This is a genomic window from Sphingomonas bacterium (genome assembly GCF_903642285.1).
Lineage (GTDB): Bacteria > Pseudomonadota > Alphaproteobacteria > Sphingomonadales > Sphingomonadaceae > Sphingomonas.
This window is the reverse complement of record NZ_CAHJWJ010000005.1, coordinates 1-22,874: the sequence shown is the minus strand read 5'-3', so window position 1 is coordinate 22,874 and position 22,874 is coordinate 1. Positions and strand designations below refer to the sequence as shown.

20 protein-coding genes are annotated in these 22,874 nt (G+C 66.0%); 11 read left to right on the top strand and 9 right to left on the bottom strand.

Annotated features, from left to right (window positions below; translation table 11 throughout):
* The first annotated feature begins 110 nt into the window (after window positions 1-110).
* A complete protein-coding gene (locus HUU99_RS03835; protein WP_254602905.1) occupies window positions 111-785 on the top strand; it encodes a TetR/AcrR family transcriptional regulator in 675 nt (224 codons plus the stop codon).
* A gap of 22 nt (window positions 786-807) precedes the next feature.
* Here HUU99_RS03835 and HUU99_RS03830 read toward each other — a convergent pair whose 3' ends face one another.
* The 3 genes from HUU99_RS03830 to HUU99_RS03820 are packed head-to-tail and all read right to left on the bottom strand — an operon-like array spanning window position 808 to window position 6,563.
* Window positions 808-2,205: an efflux transporter outer membrane subunit gene (locus HUU99_RS03830; RefSeq protein WP_174285262.1), complete on the bottom strand. Its 1,398-nt coding sequence runs from the start codon at window positions 2,203-2,205 to the stop codon at window positions 808-810.
* The gene (locus tag HUU99_RS03825) at window positions 2,192-3,376 is read right to left on the bottom strand and encodes an efflux RND transporter periplasmic adaptor subunit (RefSeq protein ID WP_174285261.1); all 1,185 of its coding nucleotides are present in this window, start codon (window positions 3,374-3,376) and stop codon (window positions 2,192-2,194) included. The genes HUU99_RS03830 and HUU99_RS03825 overlap by 14 nt, the downstream gene beginning before the upstream one ends.
* A complete protein-coding gene (locus tag HUU99_RS03820) occupies window positions 3,369-6,563 on the bottom strand; it encodes an efflux RND transporter permease subunit (protein ID WP_174285260.1) in 3,195 nt (1,064 codons plus the stop codon). Before HUU99_RS03820 ends, HUU99_RS03825 begins: the two co-directional genes overlap by 8 nt.
* Before the next feature lie 290 nt (window positions 6,564-6,853).
* On the opposite strand from HUU99_RS03820, the gene HUU99_RS03815 reads away from it, so the two are divergent.
* Window positions 6,854-7,984: a zinc-binding dehydrogenase gene (locus HUU99_RS03815; RefSeq protein WP_375380197.1), complete on the top strand. Its 1,131-nt coding sequence runs from the start codon at window positions 6,854-6,856 to the stop codon at window positions 7,982-7,984.
* A 203-nt stretch (window positions 7,985-8,187) separates the two neighbouring features.
* Window positions 8,188-9,855 (top strand): formate--tetrahydrofolate ligase, encoded by a 1,668-nt coding sequence (locus HUU99_RS03810; protein ID WP_174285258.1) that lies wholly within the window; start codon window positions 8,188-8,190, stop codon window positions 9,853-9,855.
* Between the two features lie 39 nt (window positions 9,856-9,894).
* On the opposite strand, the gene HUU99_RS03805 is transcribed toward HUU99_RS03810, so the two are convergent.
* On the bottom strand, window positions 9,895-11,523 hold the full coding sequence (locus HUU99_RS03805) for an OFA family MFS transporter (RefSeq protein WP_174285257.1): 1,629 nt from the start codon (window positions 11,521-11,523) through the stop codon (window positions 9,895-9,897).
* Window positions 11,524-11,669: 146 nt separating this feature from the next.
* Between HUU99_RS03805 and HUU99_RS03800 the strand changes: the two genes are divergently transcribed.
* Window positions 11,670-13,139 carry a DUF4403 family protein gene (locus HUU99_RS03800; protein WP_254602904.1) on the top strand — a complete coding sequence of 490 codons (1,470 nt, stop codon included), beginning with the start codon at window positions 11,670-11,672 and terminating at the stop codon, window positions 13,137-13,139.
* 12 nt (window positions 13,140-13,151) lie between these two features.
* On the opposite strand, the gene HUU99_RS03795 is transcribed toward HUU99_RS03800, so the two are convergent.
* The 4 genes from HUU99_RS03795 to HUU99_RS03780 all read right to left on the bottom strand — a co-directional run bounded on the left by HUU99_RS03795 (window position 13,152) and on the right by HUU99_RS03780 (window position 17,619).
* A complete protein-coding gene (locus tag HUU99_RS03795; RefSeq protein WP_217430757.1) occupies window positions 13,152-14,165 on the bottom strand; it encodes a glycosyltransferase family 4 protein in 1,014 nt (337 codons plus the stop codon).
* A gap of 1 nt (window position 14,166) precedes the next feature.
* Window positions 14,167-15,768, bottom strand: coding sequence for an alpha-amylase family glycosyl hydrolase (locus HUU99_RS03790; RefSeq protein WP_174285255.1), 1,602 nt, complete (start codon window positions 15,766-15,768; stop codon window positions 14,167-14,169).
* A 9-nt stretch (window positions 15,769-15,777) separates the two neighbouring features.
* The gene (locus tag HUU99_RS03785) at window positions 15,778-17,073 is read right to left on the bottom strand and encodes a hypothetical protein (protein WP_174285254.1); all 1,296 of its coding nucleotides are present in this window, start codon (window positions 17,071-17,073) and stop codon (window positions 15,778-15,780) included.
* Between the two features lie 81 nt (window positions 17,074-17,154).
* Window positions 17,155-17,619 carry a GreA/GreB family elongation factor gene (locus HUU99_RS03780; RefSeq protein WP_174285253.1) on the bottom strand — a complete coding sequence of 155 codons (465 nt, stop codon included), beginning with the start codon at window positions 17,617-17,619 and terminating at the stop codon, window positions 17,155-17,157.
* A 118-nt stretch (window positions 17,620-17,737) separates the two neighbouring features.
* Between HUU99_RS03780 and HUU99_RS03775 the strand changes: the two genes are divergently transcribed.
* Window positions 17,738-17,905, top strand: a complete 168-nt coding sequence (locus tag HUU99_RS03775) for a hypothetical protein (RefSeq protein ID WP_174285252.1) — start codon at window positions 17,738-17,740, stop codon at window positions 17,903-17,905.
* A gap of 6 nt (window positions 17,906-17,911) precedes the next feature.
* Here the strand turns inward: HUU99_RS03775 and HUU99_RS03770 are convergent, their stop codons facing one another.
* Window positions 17,912-19,201 (bottom strand): MFS transporter, encoded by a 1,290-nt coding sequence (locus HUU99_RS03770; RefSeq protein ID WP_174285251.1) that lies wholly within the window; start codon window positions 19,199-19,201, stop codon window positions 17,912-17,914.
* Between the two features lie 115 nt (window positions 19,202-19,316).
* Here HUU99_RS03770 and pgsA point away from each other — a divergent pair, with 115 nt between their 5' ends.
* The 6 genes from pgsA to HUU99_RS03740 all read left to right on the top strand — a co-directional run bounded on the left by pgsA (window position 19,317) and on the right by HUU99_RS03740 (window position 22,850).
* A complete protein-coding gene (gene pgsA, locus HUU99_RS03765; RefSeq protein ID WP_174285363.1) occupies window positions 19,317-19,868 on the top strand; it encodes a CDP-diacylglycerol--glycerol-3-phosphate 3-phosphatidyltransferase in 552 nt (183 codons plus the stop codon).
* Window positions 19,868-20,125, top strand: a complete 258-nt coding sequence (gene moaD / locus HUU99_RS03760) for a molybdopterin converting factor subunit 1 (protein WP_174285250.1) — start codon at window positions 19,868-19,870, stop codon at window positions 20,123-20,125. Before pgsA ends, moaD begins: the two co-directional genes overlap by 1 nt.
* Complete coding sequence (locus HUU99_RS03755; protein ID WP_174285249.1) at window positions 20,122-20,559, top strand: molybdenum cofactor biosynthesis protein MoaE; 438 nt, start codon at window positions 20,122-20,124, stop codon at window positions 20,557-20,559. The genes moaD and HUU99_RS03755 overlap by 4 nt, the downstream gene beginning before the upstream one ends.
* Before the next feature lie 77 nt (window positions 20,560-20,636).
* A complete protein-coding gene (locus tag HUU99_RS15740; protein ID WP_174285248.1) occupies window positions 20,637-20,951 on the top strand; it encodes an autoinducer binding domain-containing protein in 315 nt (104 codons plus the stop codon).
* A gap of 107 nt (window positions 20,952-21,058) precedes the next feature.
* Window positions 21,059-21,355 carry a response regulator transcription factor gene (locus HUU99_RS15735; RefSeq protein WP_368039913.1) on the top strand — a complete coding sequence of 99 codons (297 nt, stop codon included), beginning with the start codon at window positions 21,059-21,061 and terminating at the stop codon, window positions 21,353-21,355.
* 187 nt (window positions 21,356-21,542) lie between these two features.
* Complete coding sequence (locus tag HUU99_RS03740) at window positions 21,543-22,850, top strand: peptidylprolyl isomerase (RefSeq protein WP_174285246.1); 1,308 nt, start codon at window positions 21,543-21,545, stop codon at window positions 22,848-22,850.
* The last annotated feature ends 24 nt before the right edge of the window (window positions 22,851-22,874 follow it).

Sequence of the window (22,874 nt, the reverse complement as noted above, 5' to 3'; positions counted from 1 at the left end):
GAAATGCCATGCTTAGCTCTGCCGGATAGGTTATGTGAGTGAACGATCACTCACAATGCTGCTACTGCGAACGGGATCGCCGGGTCAAGCGGAATACGGACGGGTAAGGGATGGACGAGACAAACCTGTGTTGCGGAATGATGCGAGACCGTGCGGGGCTGCGTCGTCAGCGGATCATCGACGCCGCGCGTACCCTGTTCGTTTGCAACGGTTTCCACGCGACCGGCGTGGCGCAGATCGCCAAGGCCTCGGGCGTGGCGGTCGGGCAGATCTACCGCGATTTCGCGGCGAAGGAAGACATCGTCGCAGCGATCGTCGAGGGCGATTGCGCGCGTTTGCTCGAACGTGACTCGTTGCAACGGGCGATTCAGGCGAGTGATACGGACTCGGTCTGGCATTGGATCGGGCAGTTCGTCCGGCCGACGACCGGACGCGAAGCCGTCGTGATGCTGGCGGAGATCACCGCCGAGTCGACGCGCAACGAGCGGATCGCGGCGATCTTCGCACGCACCCGCGCCGACGTCTGGGTGAATATACTGGCTGCGCTCGCGCTGTTGATGCCGGGCGACCGGGCCGCTGGACGCCGCGAATTGCTGGCCGAATTGGCGTTGACGCAATCGCTGGGATTGAGACAGCAATTGCTGCTGCAGCCCGACATGGACGTCGAGCGGCTGGCCGATGCGATCATCGCCGTCATCATGCGCGAGGTCGAAGCCGTCAACGCGGTAACCGCCGCGGGCTCCGACACGGGCATTGGCGGCGAGACACGCGCGCCGAACGGATAGACGGTTCGTCCTTACGCCATCTTCAAGATGGCGTGCCGCCGATCGCACGGACCGTATCGACCGCGACCTGCAGCCGCGCGCTCTCGATCGCCAGCAGCGCCCGTTGGGCATCGAGCGCCGCGGTTTGCGCGGTGACGACCTCGAGATAATCCGCCGCGCCGTCGCGGTACCGGATGAGCGCCAGGTCGCGGGTCTTTTCCGCGGCGCGGGTCGCATCCGCCTGGTCGCGCTCCTGCTGCACCAGGCTTTGGCCGCGCGCGAGATCGTCCTCCACCTCGCGAAAGGCGGCGAGCACGGTAGCGCGATAGGAGGATGCCGCCTCGTCATATTGCGCGCGACTGATCCGGACCCGCGCCCGTCGCGCGCCGCCGTCGAACACCGATAGCGCCGCGGACAGGGGACCGAGCGCCCAGAAGCCGTTCGACGCGCCGAGGAGCGCGCCGCTGCCCGCCTCGAACCCGCCCGCCGCGCCCAGGGTCAGCGACGGATATTGCGCCGCCCGCGCGACGCCGATCCGCAGATTGGCGGCGGCGACGCGGCGCTCGGCAGCGGCGATGTCGGGGCGACGCTGCAGCAATGTCGAGGGCAGGCCCGCCGGGATCGCCGGTGGATTGCGTTGCCCATCGACGACGGCCAACGAAAAGGACGATGGCGTTTCGCCGACCAGCGCTGCGATGGCGTGCTCGAACGAAGCGCGGTCGGCGGCGACCGCCGACAATTCGGCCCGCGCGCTCGACAGCAGCGATTCGGCGCGGCTGACGTCGATCCCCGAAGCGATGCCGCCGTTATGGCGGGTGGCGGTCAGGTCATAGGCCCGCTGGAACGCGGCGACCGTCTGTCGCAGCAGCACCGTCCGCGCATCCAGTCCCCGCATCTGGAAATAATCGTCCGCCAGCGTCGCTTGAAGCCCGAGCCGTATCCCGGCGACGTCGCGGTCGCTCGCCTGCGCCGAAGCGGCGGCGGCGCGTGCGGTATCGCGGACGCGGCCGAACAAGTCGATCTCGTACGCCAGCGAAGGGCCGATGCGCAGATCGGTATAGGTCGCTGCGGTTCCCGGCGATAGCGGCCGATCCGCCGATACGCGCGCTCGCTCGCCCGAAGCACCGACGTCGACGCTGGGATAATAGCCGGCGCGTGCCTCCCCCAATACCGCGCGCGCTTCGTCATACCGCGCGACCGCGCTTGCAAGGTCCGGATTGCCCGCCTCGATCCGGCTTTCCAGCCCGCTCAGCACCGGATCGCCGAACGCCTGCCACCAGGGTCCGGACGGGGGCAGATCCGTCGTCGCGACCGCCCATACCCCGCCTTCCTTATACGCCGGCGCGGTCGGGGTCGGCGGGACGTGATAGGCGGGCGCGAGCGAACAGCCGGCCAGGCCGGCGGCGGCAGCCAGCCCGATCAGGCGATCAATGCGCCGCACGACCTGCTCCACGGCCTGCCGCAAGGGCCGCGATCCGCACCGGATCGCCGGTCTGCAGCGAGTCCGGGGGGTTGTCGATCACTTGGTCCGCGGTGGTCAGACCTGCGCTGATCTCGACGGTATCGCCGTCGTCACGGCCGATCGTGACGGTCTTCATGACGGCCTTGTCCCCCGCGCCGACCGTTGCGACGCGCGTCCCCTCGGTACCGACGACCAGCGCGCTGGCGGGCAGGCGGACACCGGCGCTGGTATCACCGCCCAGCGGGAACTTCACTTGTGCATAGGCACCCGGCTTCAGCGCGTGATCGCCGTTCGCGCGTTGCAGTTCGATCAATACCGTGCCCGATTGCGGATCGACCGCACCCGCAGTGCGAGTCAGAGTCGCGTCGAATTCGCGCCCGGGAAACTCGGGTACGGCAACCGACGCATGCATGCCCTGACGGATCTGCCCCGAATAGGATTGCGGCACGCGGACATAGATGCGGATGCGGTCGAGGTCGGACACGGTGAAGAGCGGCATCGACGCCGCAGCGGACCCCGCGGTCACCAGTTGCCCGATCTGGGTCGATCGGCTGGTGACGACCCCGCCGAAGGGCGCGGCGAGCTTGGTGAAGCCCTGCAGCGCGCCCAGCCGGCGGACATTGGCGGCGGCGGCGTTGGCGATCGCGGTCTTGGCGGCGAGATCGCCGATCTTCTCGTCGGTTTCCTGCTTCGACACCGCATCCTTCGCCAGCAGGTCGCGCCAGCGAGTCGCGGTGGAGGCGGCGAGCGAACGATTGGCACGTGCGGTCTGCAGGTCCGCCTGCGCGGCCTCGACCTGCTGGTCGACCTCTGGCGCATCGAGGATCGCGAGCGTCTGCCCGGCACGGACGGTGTCGCCGATATCGACGAACCAGCGGCGGACATAGCCGTTGGTCCGCGCGTAGATCGGCGCGCTGTTATACGCCTGGACCGCGCCGGGCAGCGTCAGCGCGTCGCCCTGACCCGCGGCCTTCGCGTGGATCACCGACACGATCGGGATCGATTGCGCGGTCGTCCAGGTCGCCAGATCGCTGTGCGACCGCGATCGCGATCCGATGCCGATCGCTACCAGCACGACCGCGACGATCGCCGCGACGATGCCGATCCTGGCCAGCCGGCCGCGCCGCTGGACGGGTTCCGGTTCAAGCATGCGCTTCTTCCAATCTCTGCGCGCGCCCGACGCGTTTCTCGGCATCGCGCGCATGGACGCGACTGAAGATCACGGGCACGAACAGCAAGGTCGCGACGGTGGCGGCCAGCAGCCCGCCGATCACCGCGCGGCCCAGCGGCGCGTTCTGTTCGCCGCCCTCGCCAAAGCCCATCGCCATCGGCAGCATCCCGATCACCATCGCCAGCGCGGTCATCAGCACGGGGCGGAAGCGTGTAACCCCTGCCTCCAGCGCCGCCTTCGTCGAATCGCCGAGCTCCGCCAGCCGCTCGCGCGCAAAGCTGACGACCAGGATCGAGTTCGCGGTCGCGACGCCCATACACATGATCGCACCGGTCAGCGCGGGTACGGACAGCGTGGTGCCGGTCAGGAACAGCATCCACACGATCCCGGCGATCGCGCCCGGCAGCGCGGTTATGATGACGAACGGATCGAGCCAGCTCTGGAAATTCACCACGATGAGCAGATAGATCAGCACGATCGCGCCGATCAGCCCGAAGAACAGCCCCGAAAACGCGCCGTTCATCGTCGCATATTGCCCGCGCAGCACGACGCTGCTGCCCCTGGGCGCGGTCGCCTTCAGGTCGGACAGCACCGTCTTGATGTCGCTCGCGACCGCGCCCAGATCGCGGTCGTTGGGGGTCGCGTAGATGTCGATCGCGCCCTGGATGTTATAGTGCGAGACGACCGCGGGCGAACTGCCGCGCACGATGGATCCGACCCCGCCCAGGACCTGCGACGATCCGCCCGCCAGCGATCCGGTGACGGGGATGTTGGCCAGATCGTTGATCGAACCGACGCGGTATTCCGGGGTCTGCGCGACGACCGAATAGGATACGCCGTTCTCCGGGTTCAGGTAGAATACGGGGGCGGTCTGCTGCGTGCCCGCGAGCGAGGAGGCGACGCTGTTGGTCACGTCACGCTCGGTCAGGCCCAGTTGCCCGATCCTGCTGCGATCGACATCGACACGCAGTTCGGGGTAGCGCGCGGATTGCTCGATCCGGGCGTCGGCGACCCCCGGGATCGTGCCGATCCGACGCAGGATCCGGCGCGCATAGTCGTAATTCTCGGCCGCATTCTTGCCGCTTACCTGGATATCGATCGGTGCCGGCGCGCCGAAATTCAGGATCTGGCTGGTGATGTCGGCGGGCAGGAAGGCGAAGCTCGCCCCGGGGAAGGCGCGCGGCAGCTGTTCGCGCATCCGGCGCACATAGTCCGCGGTGGGGGCGTGATCCTTCGACAGCTGAATCAGGATATCGCCGTCCTGCGGGCCGATCGTCCCGGAGTTGTTATAGGTGACGTTTATCGAACTGACCGGCAGGCCGATATTGTCGACGACCGAAACCAGCTGGCCGGCGGGAATGATCTGACGGATACGCGCCGCGATCCGATCGAATTGCGCGGAGGTGTCTTCGATCCGGCTGCCGACGGGCGCGCGGACATGCATCGTGATCTGGCCGGCATCGACGCTGGGGAAGAAATTCTGCCCCAGGAACGGCACCAGGAGGAACGACAAGGCGACGACGCCGAGAAACCCGAGCAGGAACGGCCGTCCGCTCGCCAGCGCGCGCTCCAGCAATCGCCCGTACCCTGCGCGCACCCGCTCGAACCGCACCTCGAACCCGCGCTGGAACCGGATCAGCGGGTTGCGCGACCCCGGCTCGCCCGCGGCATGCTGGTCGCCTTCATGCAGCCGCATCAGGTACATCGCCATCGTCGGCACCAGCGTGCGCGACAGGATGAACGACGCGATCATCGAGAATACCACCGACATCGCCAGCGGCACGAACAGGAAGCCCGCGACCCCCGGAAGGAAGAACATGGGGATGAAAACGATACAGATGCACAGCATCGAAACGAAGGCAGGCGTTGCGATCTGCGCCGCGCCGTCCAGGATCGCGCGAAGCACCGGTTTGCCCTGTTCGAGGTGATAGGTGATGCTCTCGATCGTCACCGTCGCATCGTCGACCAGGATACCGACCGCGAGGCTGAGGCCCCCCAGCGTCATGATGTTCAGCGTCTGCCCGGTCGCCGCCAGCGCGATGATCGCGGACAGGATCGACAGCGGGATCGAGACCGCGACGATGACGGTCGACCGCCAGGAACCGAGGAACATTAGGATCATGATGCTGGTCAGCACCGCCGCGATCGCACCTTCCTTGACGACCCCCGACACCGCCGCCTTCACGAACAGCGACTGATCGCCGATCGCCACGATCTTCAGGGTATCGGGCAACGTCGCCTGGATCTTGGGCAGCGCGTCCTTGATCCCCTGGACGATCGCGAGCGTCGAGGTCGAACCGTTCTTCAGGATCGTCATCAGGACGGAACGCGATCCGTCGACATGGACGACATTGGTCTGCGGCGCGGTACCGTCACGGACATGCGCGACGTCGCGCATGTAGATCGTCGCGCCGTTCACCACCTTCACCGGCAGCGCGTTCAGGTCGTCGATCGATTCGGGCGCGTTGTTCAGTCGGACATTATACTGAAACCCGCCGATCTTCGCGAAACCCGCGGGGTTGATCTGGTTCTGCGCGGCGACGGCATTGCCGACATCCTGCGCGGACAGCCCCTTGGACTGGAGTGCCTGCGGATCGAGGTCGATCTGCACCTGTCGCTGCCGTCCGCCGGACGGATAGGGGATCGCCGCGCCGGGGACGGTGACGAGACCGGGACGGATCTGGTTCTGCGCCAGATCGAACATCTTGCCTTCGGACAATCCCTTGCCCGACAGCGCAAGCTGCAGGATCGGCACGGTGGAGGCGTTGTAGTTCAGGATCAGCGGCGGCGTGGTGCCGGGCGGCATCTGTTTCAGGACGGTCTGCGACACCGACGTCACCTGCGCGGTCGCGGTGCGGATGTCGGCGCCCGGCTGGAAATACACCTTCACGATGCCGATGCCGGGCATCGACTGGCTTTCGATATGGTCGATATCGTTGACCGTCGTCGTCAGCGTGCGTTCCAGCGGCGTGAGGATCCGGCCGCTCATGTCGTCGGGCGACAGGCCCTGATATTGCCAGGCGGTCGCGATCACGGGTACGCGGATGTCGGGAAAGATGTCGACCGGCGTCCGTGCCGCCGCGAGCACGCCGACGATCGCGATCAGGATCGCCATGACGATGAAGGTGAGCGGTCGTGCGAGCGCCAACCTGACAAGCGCGTTCAACGGGTAATCTCCGACCGGTCGTTCGGCACGACTGGTGGCGACCCCCTGAGCCGCCAGACCTGCCCGATCCGCGACCCTTGCCGCAATGCAGCAGAGATTGGCAAGGGACAATCATGCGTTTCGGGAAAAGCAGATCGGGACGGCTGCGGTTGGACCCACCGCCCCATCGTGCATGGTCGCTTGCTCCCCCTGGATGCCAGGACGGGCCCGGCATGACGAAGGGAGGCGAATTACCCGAGACGACCGCGCAGGCTTCCGATAGGTGGCGGGAAACAACCGATCAGGAGAAGATGATGCCGAACCCCGGACTCGAACTGCGCTCGACGATTTCCGCCGACGGCCGACTGACCTTGTCGCTGGAGCCGGTCGATGTCGGCGATCCCGGTGCGGGTGAGGTTGTCGTGCGGATAGAGGCCGCACCGATCAACCCGTCCGATCTCGGCCTGCTGATCGGGCCGGCGGACGTTTCGACGATGGAGACGGGTGGCACCGCGGATCGTCCCGAACTGCGTTTCACCGTACCTGCCGATCGGCTCGGGTCGGTCCAGGCGCGGCTCGGCGAATCGATGGCGGTCGGCAACGAGGGTGCGGGTACGGTGATCGCGGCGGGCGACGGCGCGCAAGGACTGATGGGCAAGCGCGTCGCGGTGCTGGGCGGTGCGATGTATACGCAGTTCCGCAAGCTTAAGGTGCGCGACTGCGTTGCGTTGCCCGACGATGCGACCTCGGCGGACGGCGCAGCAATGTTCGTCAACCCGCTGACCGCGCTTGGTTTTACCGAAACGATGAAGGCGGAGGGGCATAAAGCCATCGTCCACACCGCCGCGGCGTCGAACCTCGGCCAGATGCTCAACCGAATCTGCATCGCGGACGGCATCCCGCTGGTGAACATCGTCCGCTCGCCCGCGCAGGTCGCGCTGCTCGAAGGCCAGGGGGCAAAGTACGTCCTCGACAGCAGCGCCGACGGGTTCGGCGACAAGCTCGTCGACGCGATCGCGGAGACCAAGGCGTCGATCGGCTTCGACGCGATCGGCGGCGGCGATCTGGTCGGGCGCATCCTCGACGCGATGGAGAAGGCGGCGAACCGTCAGGCCGGCGAATATAGTCGCTACGGATCGAACACCTTCAAGCAGATGTACCTGTACGGCATGCTCGACGTATCGCCGACGGTGATCCGCCGGACGTTCGGCTTCGCCTGGAGCATCGGCGGCTGGCTGCTCACGCCGTTCCTGCAAAAGGCCGGTGCGGAAACGGGTGCGAAGCTGAGGCAGCGCATTCTTGACGAACTGAAGACGACGTTCGCCAGCAACTATACCGCGACGATCGGCCTCGCCGAGGCGCTGACGCCGGAGACGTTCCTGGCCTATGAGCGCAAGACGACGGGCGAGAAGTATCTGATCGACCCGACGATCGCCGGCTGATCCGTATCGGCTCCGTTCGACTATTCGGCCTCCCCGGCGAAGGCCGGGGTCCGGTCGCAATGGTCGATGTAATGAAATGCATCGCGCCGCCAGAGCGGTCTCGCAACTGGGCCCCGGACTTCGCCGGCGTGGCAAAACTGCTGCGAGGCAATGCAATCATGGGGTGTTCTGTCCGACGGCAAACACCTCTAAGGCAAACCGCGATGCAGACCGATATCGCAATTTCACGCGCCGCCACGCTGCTGCCGATCGGGCAAGTCGCCGATCGGCTGGGCATTTCCCCCGATGCGGTAGAGCCGTACGGCCGGTTCAAGGCCAAGCTCGACCTCTCCCGGATCGAACGCCGCCCGGGCCACCGCGGCAAGCTGATCCTCGTCACCGCGATCAACCCGACGCCCGCGGGCGAGGGGAAGACGACGACGTCGGTGGGCCTCGCGGATGCGCTCAATCGCACCGGACGGCACACGGTGCTGGCGCTGCGCGAACCGTCGCTCGGCCCGTGTTTCGGGACCAAGGGCGGCGCGACGGGGGGCGGCCATGCGCAGGTCGTGCCGATGGAGGACATCAACCTCCATTTCACGGGCGATTTCCACGCCATCACCGCCGCGCACAATCTGCTCGCGGCGATGCTCGACAACCATATCCACTGGGGCAACGCGCTCGACATCGACGTGCGCCGCGTGGTCTGGCGGCGGGTGCTGGATGTCAACGACCGTGCGCTGCGCGATATCGTCCAGTCGATCGGCGGGGTGGCGAACGGCTTCCCACGCGAATCGGGGTTCGACATCACCGTCGCGTCCGAGGTCATGGCGATCCTGTGTCTGGCGGAGAACCTGACGGACCTGGAGGCGCGGCTCGGCCGGATCATCGTCGCCTACACCCGCGACCGCGGCGCGATCACCGCGCGCGACCTGAAGGCGGACGGCGCGATGGCGGTGCTGCTGAAGGAGGCGATCAAGCCCAATCTCGTCCAGACGCTGGAGGGCAATCCCGCGCTGATCCATGGCGGGCCGTTCGCGAACATCGCGCACGGCTGCAATTCGGTGATCGCGACGCGCACCGCGCTGGCGCTGGGCGACTATGTCGTGACCGAGGCGGGGTTCGGGGCGGATCTGGGTGCCGAGAAGTTCTTCGACATCAAATGTCGCCAATCGGGGCTTTCGCCCAGCGTCACCGTGCTGGTCGCGACGGTGCGGGCGCTCAAGATGAACGGCGGCGTCGCGAAAGCCGATCTGGCCGGCGAGGATGTCGATGCGGTGCGGCGCGGGTCGGTCAATCTGGTCCGGCACCTGGAGAATATCCGCGCGTTCGGCGTGCCCGTCGTGGTCGCGATCAATCATTTCGCCGGCGATACCGAGGCCGAGATCGCGGTCGTGCGCGACGCGGCGGCGGAGCAGGGCGCGGCGGCGATCCTGTGTCGCCACTGGGCGGACGGCGGCGCGGGCGCGGTCGATCTGGCTGACGCGGTCGCGAAACTCGCCGACGCGGACTTGGCGCAATTCGCGCCGATCTACCGCGACGACATGCCGTTGTTCGACAAGATCGAAACCGTCGCCCGGCGCATCTACCGCGCCGACGGCGTGACGGCGGACGCAAAGATCAGCGCACAACTGGCGCGGTGGGAAGCGGAAGGGTTCGGCCTTCTGCCCGTGTGCATGGCGAAGACCCAATACGGCTTCACCGCCGATCCTGCGGTGCTCGGCGCGCCGACGGGCCACGTCATCCCGGTGCGCGAAGTCCGGCTGGCGGCGGGGGCGGGGTTCGTCGTCGCGATCTGCGGCGACCTGATGACGATGCCCGGCCTGCCACGCGTACCGGCCGCCGAACATATCCGGATCGGCGCGGACGGGGAGATCGTGGGGCTTAGCTGACTTGCTCCCTCCCGCACGCGGGAAGGGAGCAGCACTGCCCTAACCCGCAAACAGCGCCACCGCCTTCACCGCCGTCGTCCACAGGCCCCACGCCAGCGGCACGCACACCACCGCCCAGGCGAGCAGTACCCGCGCATCGATGCCGCCGATACCGATCGTCCCATCGTGGCCCGCACCCGTCGTCCCGACCGGACGAACCGCCTCCAACGCCGCATCGGTCATATGAAACCGCGCCGCCACCGGCCGCACGAACAGGTTCGCGACGAACCCGGCAACGAGCAACGCCGCCAGCACCCAGTAGATCGGCGGGTAGATCGCGGCGCGCGGCGTGCCCGCGGCGATCGCGGAGTCGCGCATTCCGGTCACGATCAGCGGCCCAAGCACGCCCGCGGTGGACCACGCGGTCAGCAACCGGCCGTGGATCGCCCCCACGAACTGCGTCCCGAAGATATCCGCCAGATACGCGGGCACCGTCGCGAACCCGCCGCCATACATCGATGCGATCAGGCCGAACGTCAGCGCGAACACCAGCAAGGCAGCCGCACTCGCCGACCACGGCGCGACGAGCGCGTACAGCACCGCACCCGCCGCCAACATCACCGCGTAAGTGACCTTGCGTCCGACCCGATCGGAGATCGACGCCCAGAAGAACCGACCGCCGATGTTGAACAGGCTGATAAACCCGACGAACCCGGCTCCCGCCGCGGCGGCCGTCGCCTTTTGCGTATCGTCGAACGCGAGGAAGGGTACCTGCGGCTGGTGGAACAGCCGCCCGGCGAAGATCTCCTGGATCATCGGCGAGGCGACCCCGATGATTCCGATCGAGGCGGAGACGTTGAGCAGAAGGACCAGCCAGATCAGCCAGAATTGCGGCGTCCTGTGCGCGTTCTTCAGATGCACGTTGAAGCCCGACACCAGCCCGGTGCCCGCCCGCGCTGTCCATCCCGCAGGCTTCCAGTCGGCGGGCGGCACCCGGTAGCCGAGCGCGCCGCCCATCATGAACACGAAATACACCGCGGCGAGAACGAGGAAGGTCTGCCAGACGCCCACCCCGGTCGCGCTCGCGAAATGCTTCATCAGCCTGTCGGCGAGCGGCGAGCCGATCAGCGCACCGCCGCCGAACCCCATGATCGCCATCCCCGTCGCCATTCCGCGCCGGTCGGGAAACCATTTGATCAGCGTCGAAACGGGGGAGATATAGCCGAGCCCGAGGCCGATCCCGCCGATGAACCCGGTGCCCAGCCACAACAGCCAGAGCTGGTGAACCGACACGCCGACCGCGCCGATCGCGATGCCACCCGACCAGCAGCAGGCGGCGACGACGCCCGCCTTGCGGGGCCCGGCGCGCTCCAGCCACCCGCCCCAGATCGCGGCGGAGGCACCAAGCACGACGAAGAACAGACTATACGTCCAGGTCAGGTCGCTGACGCGCCAGTCGCAGGTGGACGTCGCGTACGCCTGCAGCAATGTCATTCCCTTGCAGGCCACCGGGTCCTTGATGCCGATCGCGCGCGACAGCGGCAGCCAGAACACGCTGAACCCATACGCCATGCCGATGCACAGATGGATCGCCAGCGCGCAGGGCGGCAGCAGCCAGCGATTATAGCCCGCCGTCGCTACGGTCCGCTCGCGCGCGAGCCAGCCCGTGGTGTCGTTCGCCGATGCCATGATGACGTCCCCCTCCGCTCTTACGGCCGTTCTCGTAAGCATCCCGGAACGTCACGATAAAGCGGCGCGGCACAAGTATAATCGCCGGGTGCGGGGCTTGAATCGGGCGCGGCGGCGGTTAGGTCCGCGGGGTGGAGGGTCGTGTCGTGTCTGGTCGTCATCGTCTCGTCGCAGTCGCGCTCGCGCTCGCGGCGACCGGCTGCAGCCATGGCGTGCGTTCGCCCGCGCCGCCGCGCGTCGACGGCGCACCCGATTTTCCGATCGAGGCATCGACGATCGTCGTTCCGATCTCGGCCTCGCTCGACGACATACAGGCAGCGATCGAACAGCAGACGCCGAAGACCTTATGGCGCATCGACCAGCATCTCGACGCTTGCGTGCCCGCCAAGCGGGTCGATCTGGGGATCGGCAAGCTGAAAATCCTGCCCAGGCTGGGTTGCCGGATCGTGGGTGATGTGGTGCGCGGGCCGCTCAGGCTGGCCGGGCGTGGCGATCGGCTGACGATCACGATGCCCGTTCACGCGACGATCGCCGCGCAGGATGTCGGCGGTCTGGCGTCGAAGACCGCGACGGGCGATGCGGTCGTCCACGCCGTCGCGCGGCTGTCGATCGCCGGGAACTGGACTCCTTCGGCAAAGGTGTCGATCGATTACGACTGGACGACGCCGCCCGGGATCGATTTCCTGGGCCAGCGGATCGCATTCGCCGGCGTGGCGGACAAACGATTGAGACCCGTCATCGCGGGGCTGGAGCACAGCCTGCCGCGCGAATTGGCCAGGTTCGATCTGCACGCCAAGCTGGCCGATGCGTGGCGGCAGAGCTTCACCTCGATCATGCTCAACCGAGACAAGCCGCCGGCATGGATGCGGATCACCCCCAAGCGGCTCGGGTTCGGCGGCTATCGCATCGCCGGGCGCACGCTCGACCTGCTGCTGTCGGCCGATGCGCTGACCGAGACCTTCGTCGGCAACCGTCCGGCCGATCCGGCGGCGACCCCGCTGCCGCCGCCCGCCAGGGCGGTCGGTAGCCAGGGGCTGAATTTCTTCATCCCCGTACTCGCGGATTATGCGCAGCTGGAACCCGTGGTGCAGCGTACGCTCGTCAGGCGTGCGCAAAAGGGGATCGTGCTGGCGGGGATCGGCCCGGTCGACGTTCGGATCGACAAGGTCACGATCTATGCGACGACTGCGGGACATCTCGCGGTCGGCGTCATCGCGAAAGCAAAGGCCAGGAATCACTCGCTGCTGTCGACCAGGGGCGAGATCTGGCTGACGGCGATGCCCTTCAACACACCCAGTTCGCAGATCGTGCACGCGCGAGACGTGGCGATCGCCACCAATACCGACAGCCACATCACCAATCTGCTCGTGTCGGTGTTCGACGACGCGTCGGTGCGCGACAGTATCCGCGCCGGCCTGACGCACGATTTCGCGCCCGATTACGCCAAGGTGCTGGGATCGGCGCGCAAGGCGATCGGCGCGAAACGGGAAGGCGATTTCGTCCTCTCCGCCGACGTGACCAAGGTGGAGAACGGGCCGCTGGCGGTGACGGGGCAGGGGCTGTTCATGCCGGTGCGGGCTTCGGGGCAAGCGACGATCGCGTATCGCCCGCGATAAAGGCGGGGTGCGTCAGGCGCTGCCCAATATCCGCCGGTACAGTGCCAGATAATCGTCCGCCATTCGGTCGACGGTAAATCGTTCGGCGACCGCCCGGCGAACGGCGATGCGGTCGATGTCGCCGGCGCGCGCGATCGCGCGGATCGCCTCGGCCGGCGTGTCGACCAGGAATCCGGTCACGCCGTCGTCGATGATCTCGGACATCGATCCGCGGCGGTTGGCGATCACGGGGGTGCCGCAGGCCATCGCCTCGATCACGGACAGCCCGAACGGTTCGTCGAAGTTGATGAGGTGCAGCAGCGCACGGGCCTGCCCCAGCGCACGCACGCGCTTCTCCCCGCCGACCACGCCGTGAAAGGCGACCGATACGCCGTCGCACGCCGGTACGACTTCGCGGTCGTGATAGCCCGCGTCCTGTACCAGGCCGTACAGGTCGAGCCGCCGCCCGCTCGCGCGGGCGGCTGCGATCGCCTCTGCCGCGCCCTTGTCGGGATGGATGCGGCCGAAGAACAGCAGATCCTCGCCGCCCTTCGCATCGAACGCGAAATCGCGCAGCGGAATGCCGTGGTGGATCGTGGCGGCGTAACGCAGCGCCGGATGCCGATCCGCCGCACTGATCGCGACGAAGTGCACGCGATCCTGAAAGGGTGCGTACATCGGCAATATCCGTTCGGACGAAAAACCGTGGATCGTCGTCACGATCGGCGTTTCCGTCAACGGTGCGAAGGCATGCGCGGGGAAGTCGGCCTGGTTATGGATCAGGTCGAAGCGGTCGGCCTGCGCGAACAGGTGCGACAAATGGCGAAATTCCCAGACCTTCGCATCGATCGACGGATCCTCCGAATAGGGGGCGGGGACGACGCCATCCAGCACGGCGGTCGTCAGGCTGTCCATCGTCGCGAACAGCGTGACGTCGACGCCGCGCGCCACCAGCGCCTCGGTCAGCAGGCTGGTGACGAGTTCCCAGGGTCCGTAGCCGCGCGGCGGCGTGCGCCATGCGATCGGGGCGAGCATCGCGATCCGCACGTCAGTCGATCTCCGCCAGGCGCAGGATCAGCCCCTCGTCGGGGGCAAGCATCCCGTCGATCGCGCGAAGGGGGAGGGTGGACGCCAATGTCTCGGCGACCATCGCCCCCGCCGGCAACCGGAACCTTCGCCGTTCCGCGCCCAGATTGAGTACGACCAGCAACCGCTCCGCCGCGGACCGGCGTTCATAGGCCAGAACATCCGCATCCGCCTCGACCAGCGCGAAGTCACCGACCGAAAGCGCTGCATTTGCACGGCGCAAGGCCAGCAGCGATCGGTAGAGATGCAGCATCGATCCCGCCCCCGCCTCCTGCGCCGCGACGTTGCGGGTCGACCAATCGGCGTTGAGCGGCAGCCACGGCTCGACGCTGCTGAAACCGGCGGACGGCGATGCATCCCATGGCATCGGGGTACGCGACCGATCGCGGCCCAGGCCGATGCCGGGCTGGCGGATTTCCTGCGGATCGCGCACCCGGTCGGGTGGTATCGCGACCTCGCCGATGCCGATCTCGTCGCCCTGGAACAGCGTCGGCGTGCCGCGGAGCGTCAGGAGCATCATGGCCGCCACGCGCGCCTGCGCCTCGCCGATCCGCGCGGCGATGCGCGGGGCGTCGTGGCTGCCGAACACCCAGTTGGGCCAGCCATGCGCCGGGATCGAAGCGTCGTATTCGCCGATCACCCGGGCCAGAACCGCGGCGTCCCATGCATTTTCGATCAGCTGGAAATTGAACGGCAAATGCACCTCCGGCCGGTCGGGCGTGCCGAACCAGCGGGCGTGGCGATCGTTGGGCAGGAAAATCTCGCCGACCAATGCGCGGTCGCCGAAGCTGTCCGCCAGCGCACGCATGTCCGCGGCGATCGCGTGCGCTTCGGGCTGATCGGTGGAGAAGGTCTGGATCACCTGATCGCGCGCGTTGAGACCGGGATGCCAGTCCGGATTGACCGGGTTGTCGGGCAGCTCTCGCGCCTTGACGATGTGCCACAGTACGTCGATCCGGAACCCGTCGACGCCGCGATCGAACCAGAATCGCATTGCCGCCATCATCGCGGCGCGCAGATCGGGATTGCGCCAGTTGAGATCGGGCTGTTCCTTCAGGAACGTGTGCAGGAAATATTGGCCCGTCGCCGCGTCATGTTCCCAGGCCGAGCCGCCGAAATCGCTGATCCAGTTGTTGGGCGGGCCGCCGCCGGGGGCCGGATCGCGCCAGATATACCAGTCGCGCCTGCGGTCGTCCCGCGACGATCGGCTCCGCTGGAACCAGGGGTGCCGGTCCGAACTATGGTTGGGCACGAAATCCAGCAGCAGCTTCAACCCGCGCGCGTGCACCGCCGCCAGCAATCGGTCGAACGCCGCGAGGTCACCGAACATCGGGTCGATCCCGCAGTAATCCGCCACGTCATAGCCGAAATCGGCCATCGGCGAAGGGAAGATCGGCGACAGCCAGATCGCATCGACGCCTAGCGTCGCGACGTGATCCAGCCGCGCCTCGATCCCCGCCAGGTCGCCGATCCCGTCGCCGTCGCTGTCCTGGAACGAGCGTGGATAGATCTGGTAGATGACGCCGCGTTCCCACCAGGGACGATTGGTTGAACCATGCTGCATATGACCGCGCTACTCCACCGCAGCGGGCGGGGCGAGCGTCGTCGGCGGCGATACCGTCAGCAATCGCCAGCCCGCGGGCAGATAATCCACCGACATGTAGAAATAAAATGCGCAGCGGCCGTCGCTGCGATAGCTCCCGCCCTTGACGATGCCGAACCCGATCGTGTCGATGAACACCGGCGCACCGCTGTCGCCGCCCCCGCAATGCGGGCCGGCGACGGTGATCCAGCTTGGCGTGCAGGCCCCGCCGCACAAGTCGCCTGCGGGGGCGAAATCGGTGAGTTCCACGAGCGCGCAGCTGTAACCGGTGCGTTCGCCGCGATGACACACGAAATCGCCCGTCGTGGTTTGCGCGACGCCGCGTTGGCCGGTCACCGACCGCGAGACCGAGCGCGCGGTGTCGGCGAAGAACAAAGGCGATAGGGGTAGGTCGCTCGCGTTGATCTGCACGTCCTGATAGCCCCAGCCCCATTGGCCGACGAACGCGAGCGGCCATTCGCGCCGGTCCGCATCGATATAGGCGATCGTGTCCGGGCAGTGCGCCGCGGTCGCGATGGCCGTGCGCGTGCCGTCGGTGACGACGAAGCCGGCCGTGCAGACATAGCGCTTGCCGTCGAGAGGATCGGTACCGATCAGTCGCGATCCCCCTTCCGCGGCCAGGTCGACGCCGGGCACGTCGATCGACCGGATGCGCAGCGGCACGCCGGCGATGTCGCGCAGGCGCGCGGTGAGCGATTCGCTCCCTTCGGGTATCAGGTCTCCCTTGCCGACGATGATCACCAGTTCGCCGGTTCGCTGGTCGATCCCGATCCCGGGTGGACTGGTCAGCGCGGCACGCAGATCGGCCTGGGAATTGGCGAGCGCGGCGCGCAATTGTTCCAGCGTCGCCCCGGCACCCGTGGCGAACGTGACCGGGACGCTCGACCCGGCCGCGACGATGACGCTATCGGCGACGGGCGTCGGCCCGGTCAGCAGAACGCGAACCCCGAGCGCCGGCGAATGATCGAGCGCGATGCCGGCCAGCCGATCGCGGTACGCGACGCGCAGCGCGGCGATCGGCGCGACCAATGCCGCCAGCGCGTCCAGCCGCCGGCGTGCGGCGGCGACCGATACCCCGAACGCGGCGGCATAAGCGGCGGCATCGCCGGGGTCCGTCGGCAAAGCGACGGGTGGAGCCGGTGCGGGGGGCGTCTGCACGGGTATCGCCTGGGTGGCCGAGGGCGGGGGCGGATCCTGCGCCGCTGCGGCGGACACCAGACCGGTCGCGGCGGCGACTGCCGGCAGGATATGCGCGAACGATGGCACCGGCGGACCCTAGTCGTTCCGGGCGGATGTCGGAAGGACGATCGCGCCGTCCGATGCGGTTCTACCCGGCCCGATCGCGGTTCAGCCGTCGATCGGCGTGACGGACAGGACCATGATCGCGTCCTCACGCTCGCCGAACGGCAGCACATCGCCCGGTTCCGCGGCCATCAGCGCACGCGCGAGCGGTGCGGAATAGGCGAGGCGATCGCTCGCCGGATCGGCCTCGTCGTCGCCGACCAGCGCGATACGACGGACGCGTCCGTTCATCCGAACCTCCACCACCGTCCCGAACCCCGCGCTGCCGTCCGCTGGCGGGAGCGTCGGCGCGGCGGTGGTGCGGCGCGTATGCCAGTAGCGCAGGTCGCGTCGTATCTTCTCCGCATCGTCGCCTGCCGCGGTCGCCAGAGCGGCGTCGAGTGCGGCGATCCGTTCGGCGATCAGCGCCAGGCCGCGGGCGGTGACCAGGTTCGCCGCAGCCGGGATCGGCCGTTCGAATTTGGGTTCGAGATGCTCCTCATCGCTTTCGCGACGGAATGCCACGCTCATTTCTCGTCGATCCTTTCCTGCTGCCTGTTCGTCCCGATCGAGGACATCCGCGCCATGTCCGTGGCTTAACCACCTTTGCGGATAGCCGAATTCGTAAACGACGCGTTAAGACGGCATCATGACCAGACGCCTCGTCCTCACCAACGAATCCGCCCGCCATCCGTTTCGCGCGTCGCTGCCACCGCCGGGCGCCATCAGCCCACCACGCGGCGACGACCATGATTGGAAGCTGTTCGTGCTTAGCTTCGGTGCGTTCTTCACCTGTTTCTACACATTCCTGTTCTAGGCACGCTCAATCGCAGGCGCGGTGGAGGAGCTGCGCCAGCCATGCGGCGACCAAGCACATGCCGGCGACCAGGAACAGCATGTCCGCCGGGCCGACGCCGAGCGAACTGATGAACAGCACCGCCACCGATCCGATCGCCATCGCGAACGAATTGACGACGTTGTTCGCCGCGACCGTCCGCGCGGTCTGATCCGGCGCGACCGTCGTCGTCAGGAATGCGTAGAGCGGCACGACGAACATTCCGCCGGTGATCGCGATCGCCAGCAACGTCGCGAAAATCGGGATCGCGCCGGGCTGGTGAACGAATTCGGGCCAGCGATAGAAGATGCCGGGCGGTGCCTTCGTCCAGTGGCGAACCAGGAACGAGAACAGGCACACGAAACCGCCCATCGCGATGACCGATGCGGGCGCGAACTTCGCCGATACCTTGCCCTTCAACATGGCGTTGATCGCGACCGACCCGATCGCGATGCCGACCGAGAATATCGCGGTGACGACGCTCGCCACCTCGCGGCTGGCAGTCAGTTCGTTTTTCACGAGCGGCGGGAACATGATGATCAGCACCGCCCCGATCGTCCAGAAAAAGCTGATCGCGCAGATCGCCAGGAACAGCCGCGGAATGTGGAGCGTCGCGTTGATCAGCCGCCAGGACGAGGTGAACGGATTCCAGTTGATCGCGAGCTTTGGTCCCTCGCGCGGGGCGGGCGGGACTTGCCGCGCCGCGAACCAGCCGATCGCGGCTACTACCAGCACGCCGATCGCCGCACCCTCCGGCGAAATATAACCGGCGACGACCGTGCCGATCAGAATCGCCAGATAGGTGCCCGCCTCGACCAGTCCTGTTCCCCCAAGCACGTCGTTCGCGGGCAGATGCTGCGGCAGGATCGCGTATTTGATGGGACCAAAAAAGGTCGAATGCACCCCGAGGAACAGCACGGCACCCAGCATGAGCCCAAGCCCGATCGCGCCATGACCCGCATGCGCGATCAGGAGCCCGGCAGCCCCCAGGACCATGATCGCGATTTCCGCGGTCTTCACGATCCGGATGATCTTCGCTTTGTCGTGCGAGTCCGCCAATTGCCCCGACAGGGCCGATAGGAGAACGAATGGCAGGATCGACAGGCCGGTCGCCAGCGCATTGAAATTCGCCTCGCGCTGCGGATCCGCGAAAATCTCGTAGGTCGCGAACAGCACCATCGACTGCTTGAACAGATTGTCGTTGAACGCCCCCAGGAACTGGGTGGTGAACAAGGGCAGGAAACGGCGCTCCTTCAGCAAACCGAGCGCATTGATCATGACATCGAACGGCCTCGACTATGGCGTGAACGGATCATGGGATAGCGGAGCCGGGTGCGGACGCCAATGGCGAAAGCCGGTTTCGCGCGGGCTCAGGTGCCGCTACACCGGGGGGATGTTGTCGCTTCCCAACGTGTTGACGCTGTCGCGTATCGTCGCGCTGCCCGTGCTCGTGGCGTTATTGTGGTGGCCTGGCTGGACGTTTGGCTATGCGGCCGCCTTCATCTTGTACTGCGCGATGGGAATCACCGATTATTTCGACGGTTACCTGGCGCGCGCGCAGGGTGCGGTATCGCGGTTGGGTGTGTTCCTCGATCCGATCGCGGACAAGATCATGGTCGCCGCGGTCATCCTGATGCTGGTCGCGACGGGGCATATCGGCGGCGTAAACGTCGTCGCCGCGCTCGTCATCCTGTTACGTGAGATCGCGGTGTCGGGACTGCGCGAGTTCCTGGCACCGCTTCACGTATCGGTACCCGTATCGCGGCTGGCGAAATGGAAGACGACGTTGCAGATGGTCTCCCTCGGCGCGCTGATCCTCGGCGGGGCCAGTCCGGCGGCAATATGGGTGCACGATGTCGGTCTGGTCGCCTTGTGGGGTGCAGCGGTGCTGACCGCGATCACCGGCTGGGACTATCTGCGCGTCGGCATCCGGCACATGGATTGATGACGATCCGGATGGTGTATTTCGCCTGGGTGCGGGAGCGCGTGGGCGTGGCGGAGGAACTGGTCGATCCGCCCGCTACGGCCACGACGGTCGCCGCGCTGGTCGACTGGCTCGCCGCGGAGAGCGACCGCCACGCGGCGGCGTTCGCCGATCGCGGACGTCTACGCGCGGCGGTGGATCAGGATTTCGTCGCGATGGAAGCCTCGATCGCCGGCGCGCGCGAAGTGGCCTTGTTCCCGCCGGTGACGGGCGGATGATCCGGATCGCGGTGCAGCGGGACGCAATCGATCTGCCGGCCGAGATGACGCTGGCGGAAGCCGCCGGGACGGGAGGGATCGCAACCTTCACCGGGCTGGTCCGCGCGGACGACGGTGTGGAGACGCTGGAGCTGGAACATTATCCCGGCGCGACCGAGGCGGCGTTGCACGCGGTCGCGGCGGGCGCGGTCGCGCGCTGGTCGTTGTCCGCCGCGACGATCGTCCACCGGGTCGGGCCGATGGTGCCGGGCGACCGGATCGTGTTCGTGGCGGCGGCGGCGGCGCACCGGGCGGCGGCGCTGGAGGCGTGCGCGTACCTGATCGACCGGCTGAAGACCGACGCGCCGTTCTGGAAGCGGGAGGTTCGCGACGGGGATGCGGCCTGGGTGGAGGCGCGGGCGGCGGACGCGGATGCGGCGGGGCGGTGGGGGTAGCTTTGGTCGTCGGCGACAATTGTTCCGTCATCCCCCGCGGAGGCGGGGCCAAGCTTCTTGTCCGGGGCTAAGAAATTTTGATAGACCAGGAAACGATAACGATCTTCGATCGGTTGCGCTCTACCCGGGGATTGGATGAGTGCGCTCACTTCTTTCGCTCCATCGTGGAACCGCTTGGATTCGACGCGTTCGCATGCGGGGTCGTTGATCTGGAGGAACGGGATCGCAGCGTTTTTTACATCATAAATTGGCCCGAGCGCTGGCGCCGTTATTATGTATCATCGGGATTGGTGAATAACGATGCGGTCGTTGGTGCCCTCAATCTCCGCAGAGATGTTTACACCTGGAGCGATCTGCGAGCGGATCGGAAGATGGCCGAAGCAGGACGCTAAGCGCTTGATAAAATCGCGGCGGAGGGTTGGGCCGAGGGGCTGGTAGTCCGGTACCTCTCGGCGAACATCGGGTCGGTATCGTAAGTTTGAGCGGGCCTGATCCATTGGTGACGGCGAAAACACGCGCATCTCTCCATGTGCTGGGAACCTTGCTACATGGTCATCTGCGATCCCTTGTGACGAACCATGGCTTCGCGCTGCCGCCGGCAGGACTGACCGGTCGCGAGATCGCCTGTCTACGCCTCGTCGCGCAAGGACTATCGGACAGCGCGATCGGGGCCGCGCTACGGATCGCGCCATCGACGGCTCACGAGTTTGTCGAGAAGGCGAAGGCTCGTCTTAGGGTTCGTTCCCGCACCAAACTCGTGGCGATTGCTGTCGAGCTCGGTATAATTTCGGCGTAAATTAAATGATGAACCCCTCTGATCGGAGGGTTCCGCTGACCTGACCTTCCGCTAGGAACAAGCTCGTGGACAATTGATAATGCGGGCACTGAAGCAATCAGCCGCTGAATATTATAATATTACGACAGTATAACTGGAAACACGGCTGATCGTTGATCGGACACGAGCGGCAGTCATTGCCGGGCGAATGATCCGTTTTGCGTACAACGGTGGCGCAGTCGAAGATAAAGCGAAGGGGGCGATGATGACGTCATTGGCGAGCAGCGCGGAGCCGCGCTCATGGGGCGAGACGGGAACATCCAACCTTGCGCATTGGTTCGAGAGCGTCGCGGTCAGGGTCTTCATCCTCGGCCTTCTTGCGATCGCATTTTTGCTCAGCGGCTGCGGAGACGGCGGTTCGGCATCCGCGACGTTGCCGACTATGGTAGCATCGACGCCGCCGCCTACGACCGTCACGACAACCCCACCGCCGACGACCGTCTCTCCGCCAAACCTCGGGGTGCCGCCGGGTCTTAACCAGGCAGTGCCGCCGCCGCCGCCTTCGTTTACTCCGAAGGCACCGTCGGCTATGCGCTTCGCCGGCAGTGTTGCATTACTCAAGAACTTCGCTCGAACGAACGCGATCGGCAGGTTCGGCTTGCTTGCGGCCTCCTCTTCAAGGACCTCTAATCAACCGGCGGCATCTTCTACGCCTAACCCAGTCGTGCGCTTTACCACAAGTCTTGGTAACATTGACGTCGAACTTCGGCCCGACGTAGCACCGAAAAACGTCGCAAACTTTCTGTCCTACGTAAACAGCGGTGCTTATGGCAGTACGAGCTTTATTCACCGCTCCGTACCGGGTTTTATCCTACAGGGTGGAGGCTACTACTACAACAATGGCCAAGCCGTTGCTATTCCAAACCAGGCACCTGTATCAAACGAGTTCAACCTGAGTAACGTACGCGGTACGCTTGCGATGGCCAAGATCAACGGCGATCCAAATAGCGCAACCTCCCAATGGTTTTTCAATCTCGTGGATAATTCGACCAATCTCGATACCCAAAACGGTGGTTCTACCGTAATTGGTACAATCGTCGATACCCAAGGCCTGGCCGTGATGGACGCGATCGCGGCTCTCCAGGTTATAAATGTCAATTCCCCATTCGATGCTCTACCGGTGATCGATTACAGCTCCGGGAGTGTGGCGGCAAAGAACTTCGTCTATTCTCAGATATCGACGCTTCCGTCCCATCCGGGATTTTTCAATGGTGAACAGAATGTAGGCAATGGCGTATATTCTTTAACTTTTCCAAACGGAAATAACTTTGGGTTTTATTCGTATCTGAGCGATCCTAGTTATATTTACCATACCGACTTAGGATACGAATACATCTTCGACGCAAACGACGGTGTCAACGGTGTCTACCTGTACGATTTTGCAAGCGGGAGCTGGTTCTATACTAGAGCAATTTCCGCACGGCGTGAATCGTTGCGGGATTCCCAAGCGGGTTGAAGTCTGATTCAGCCGTGGCTTCCG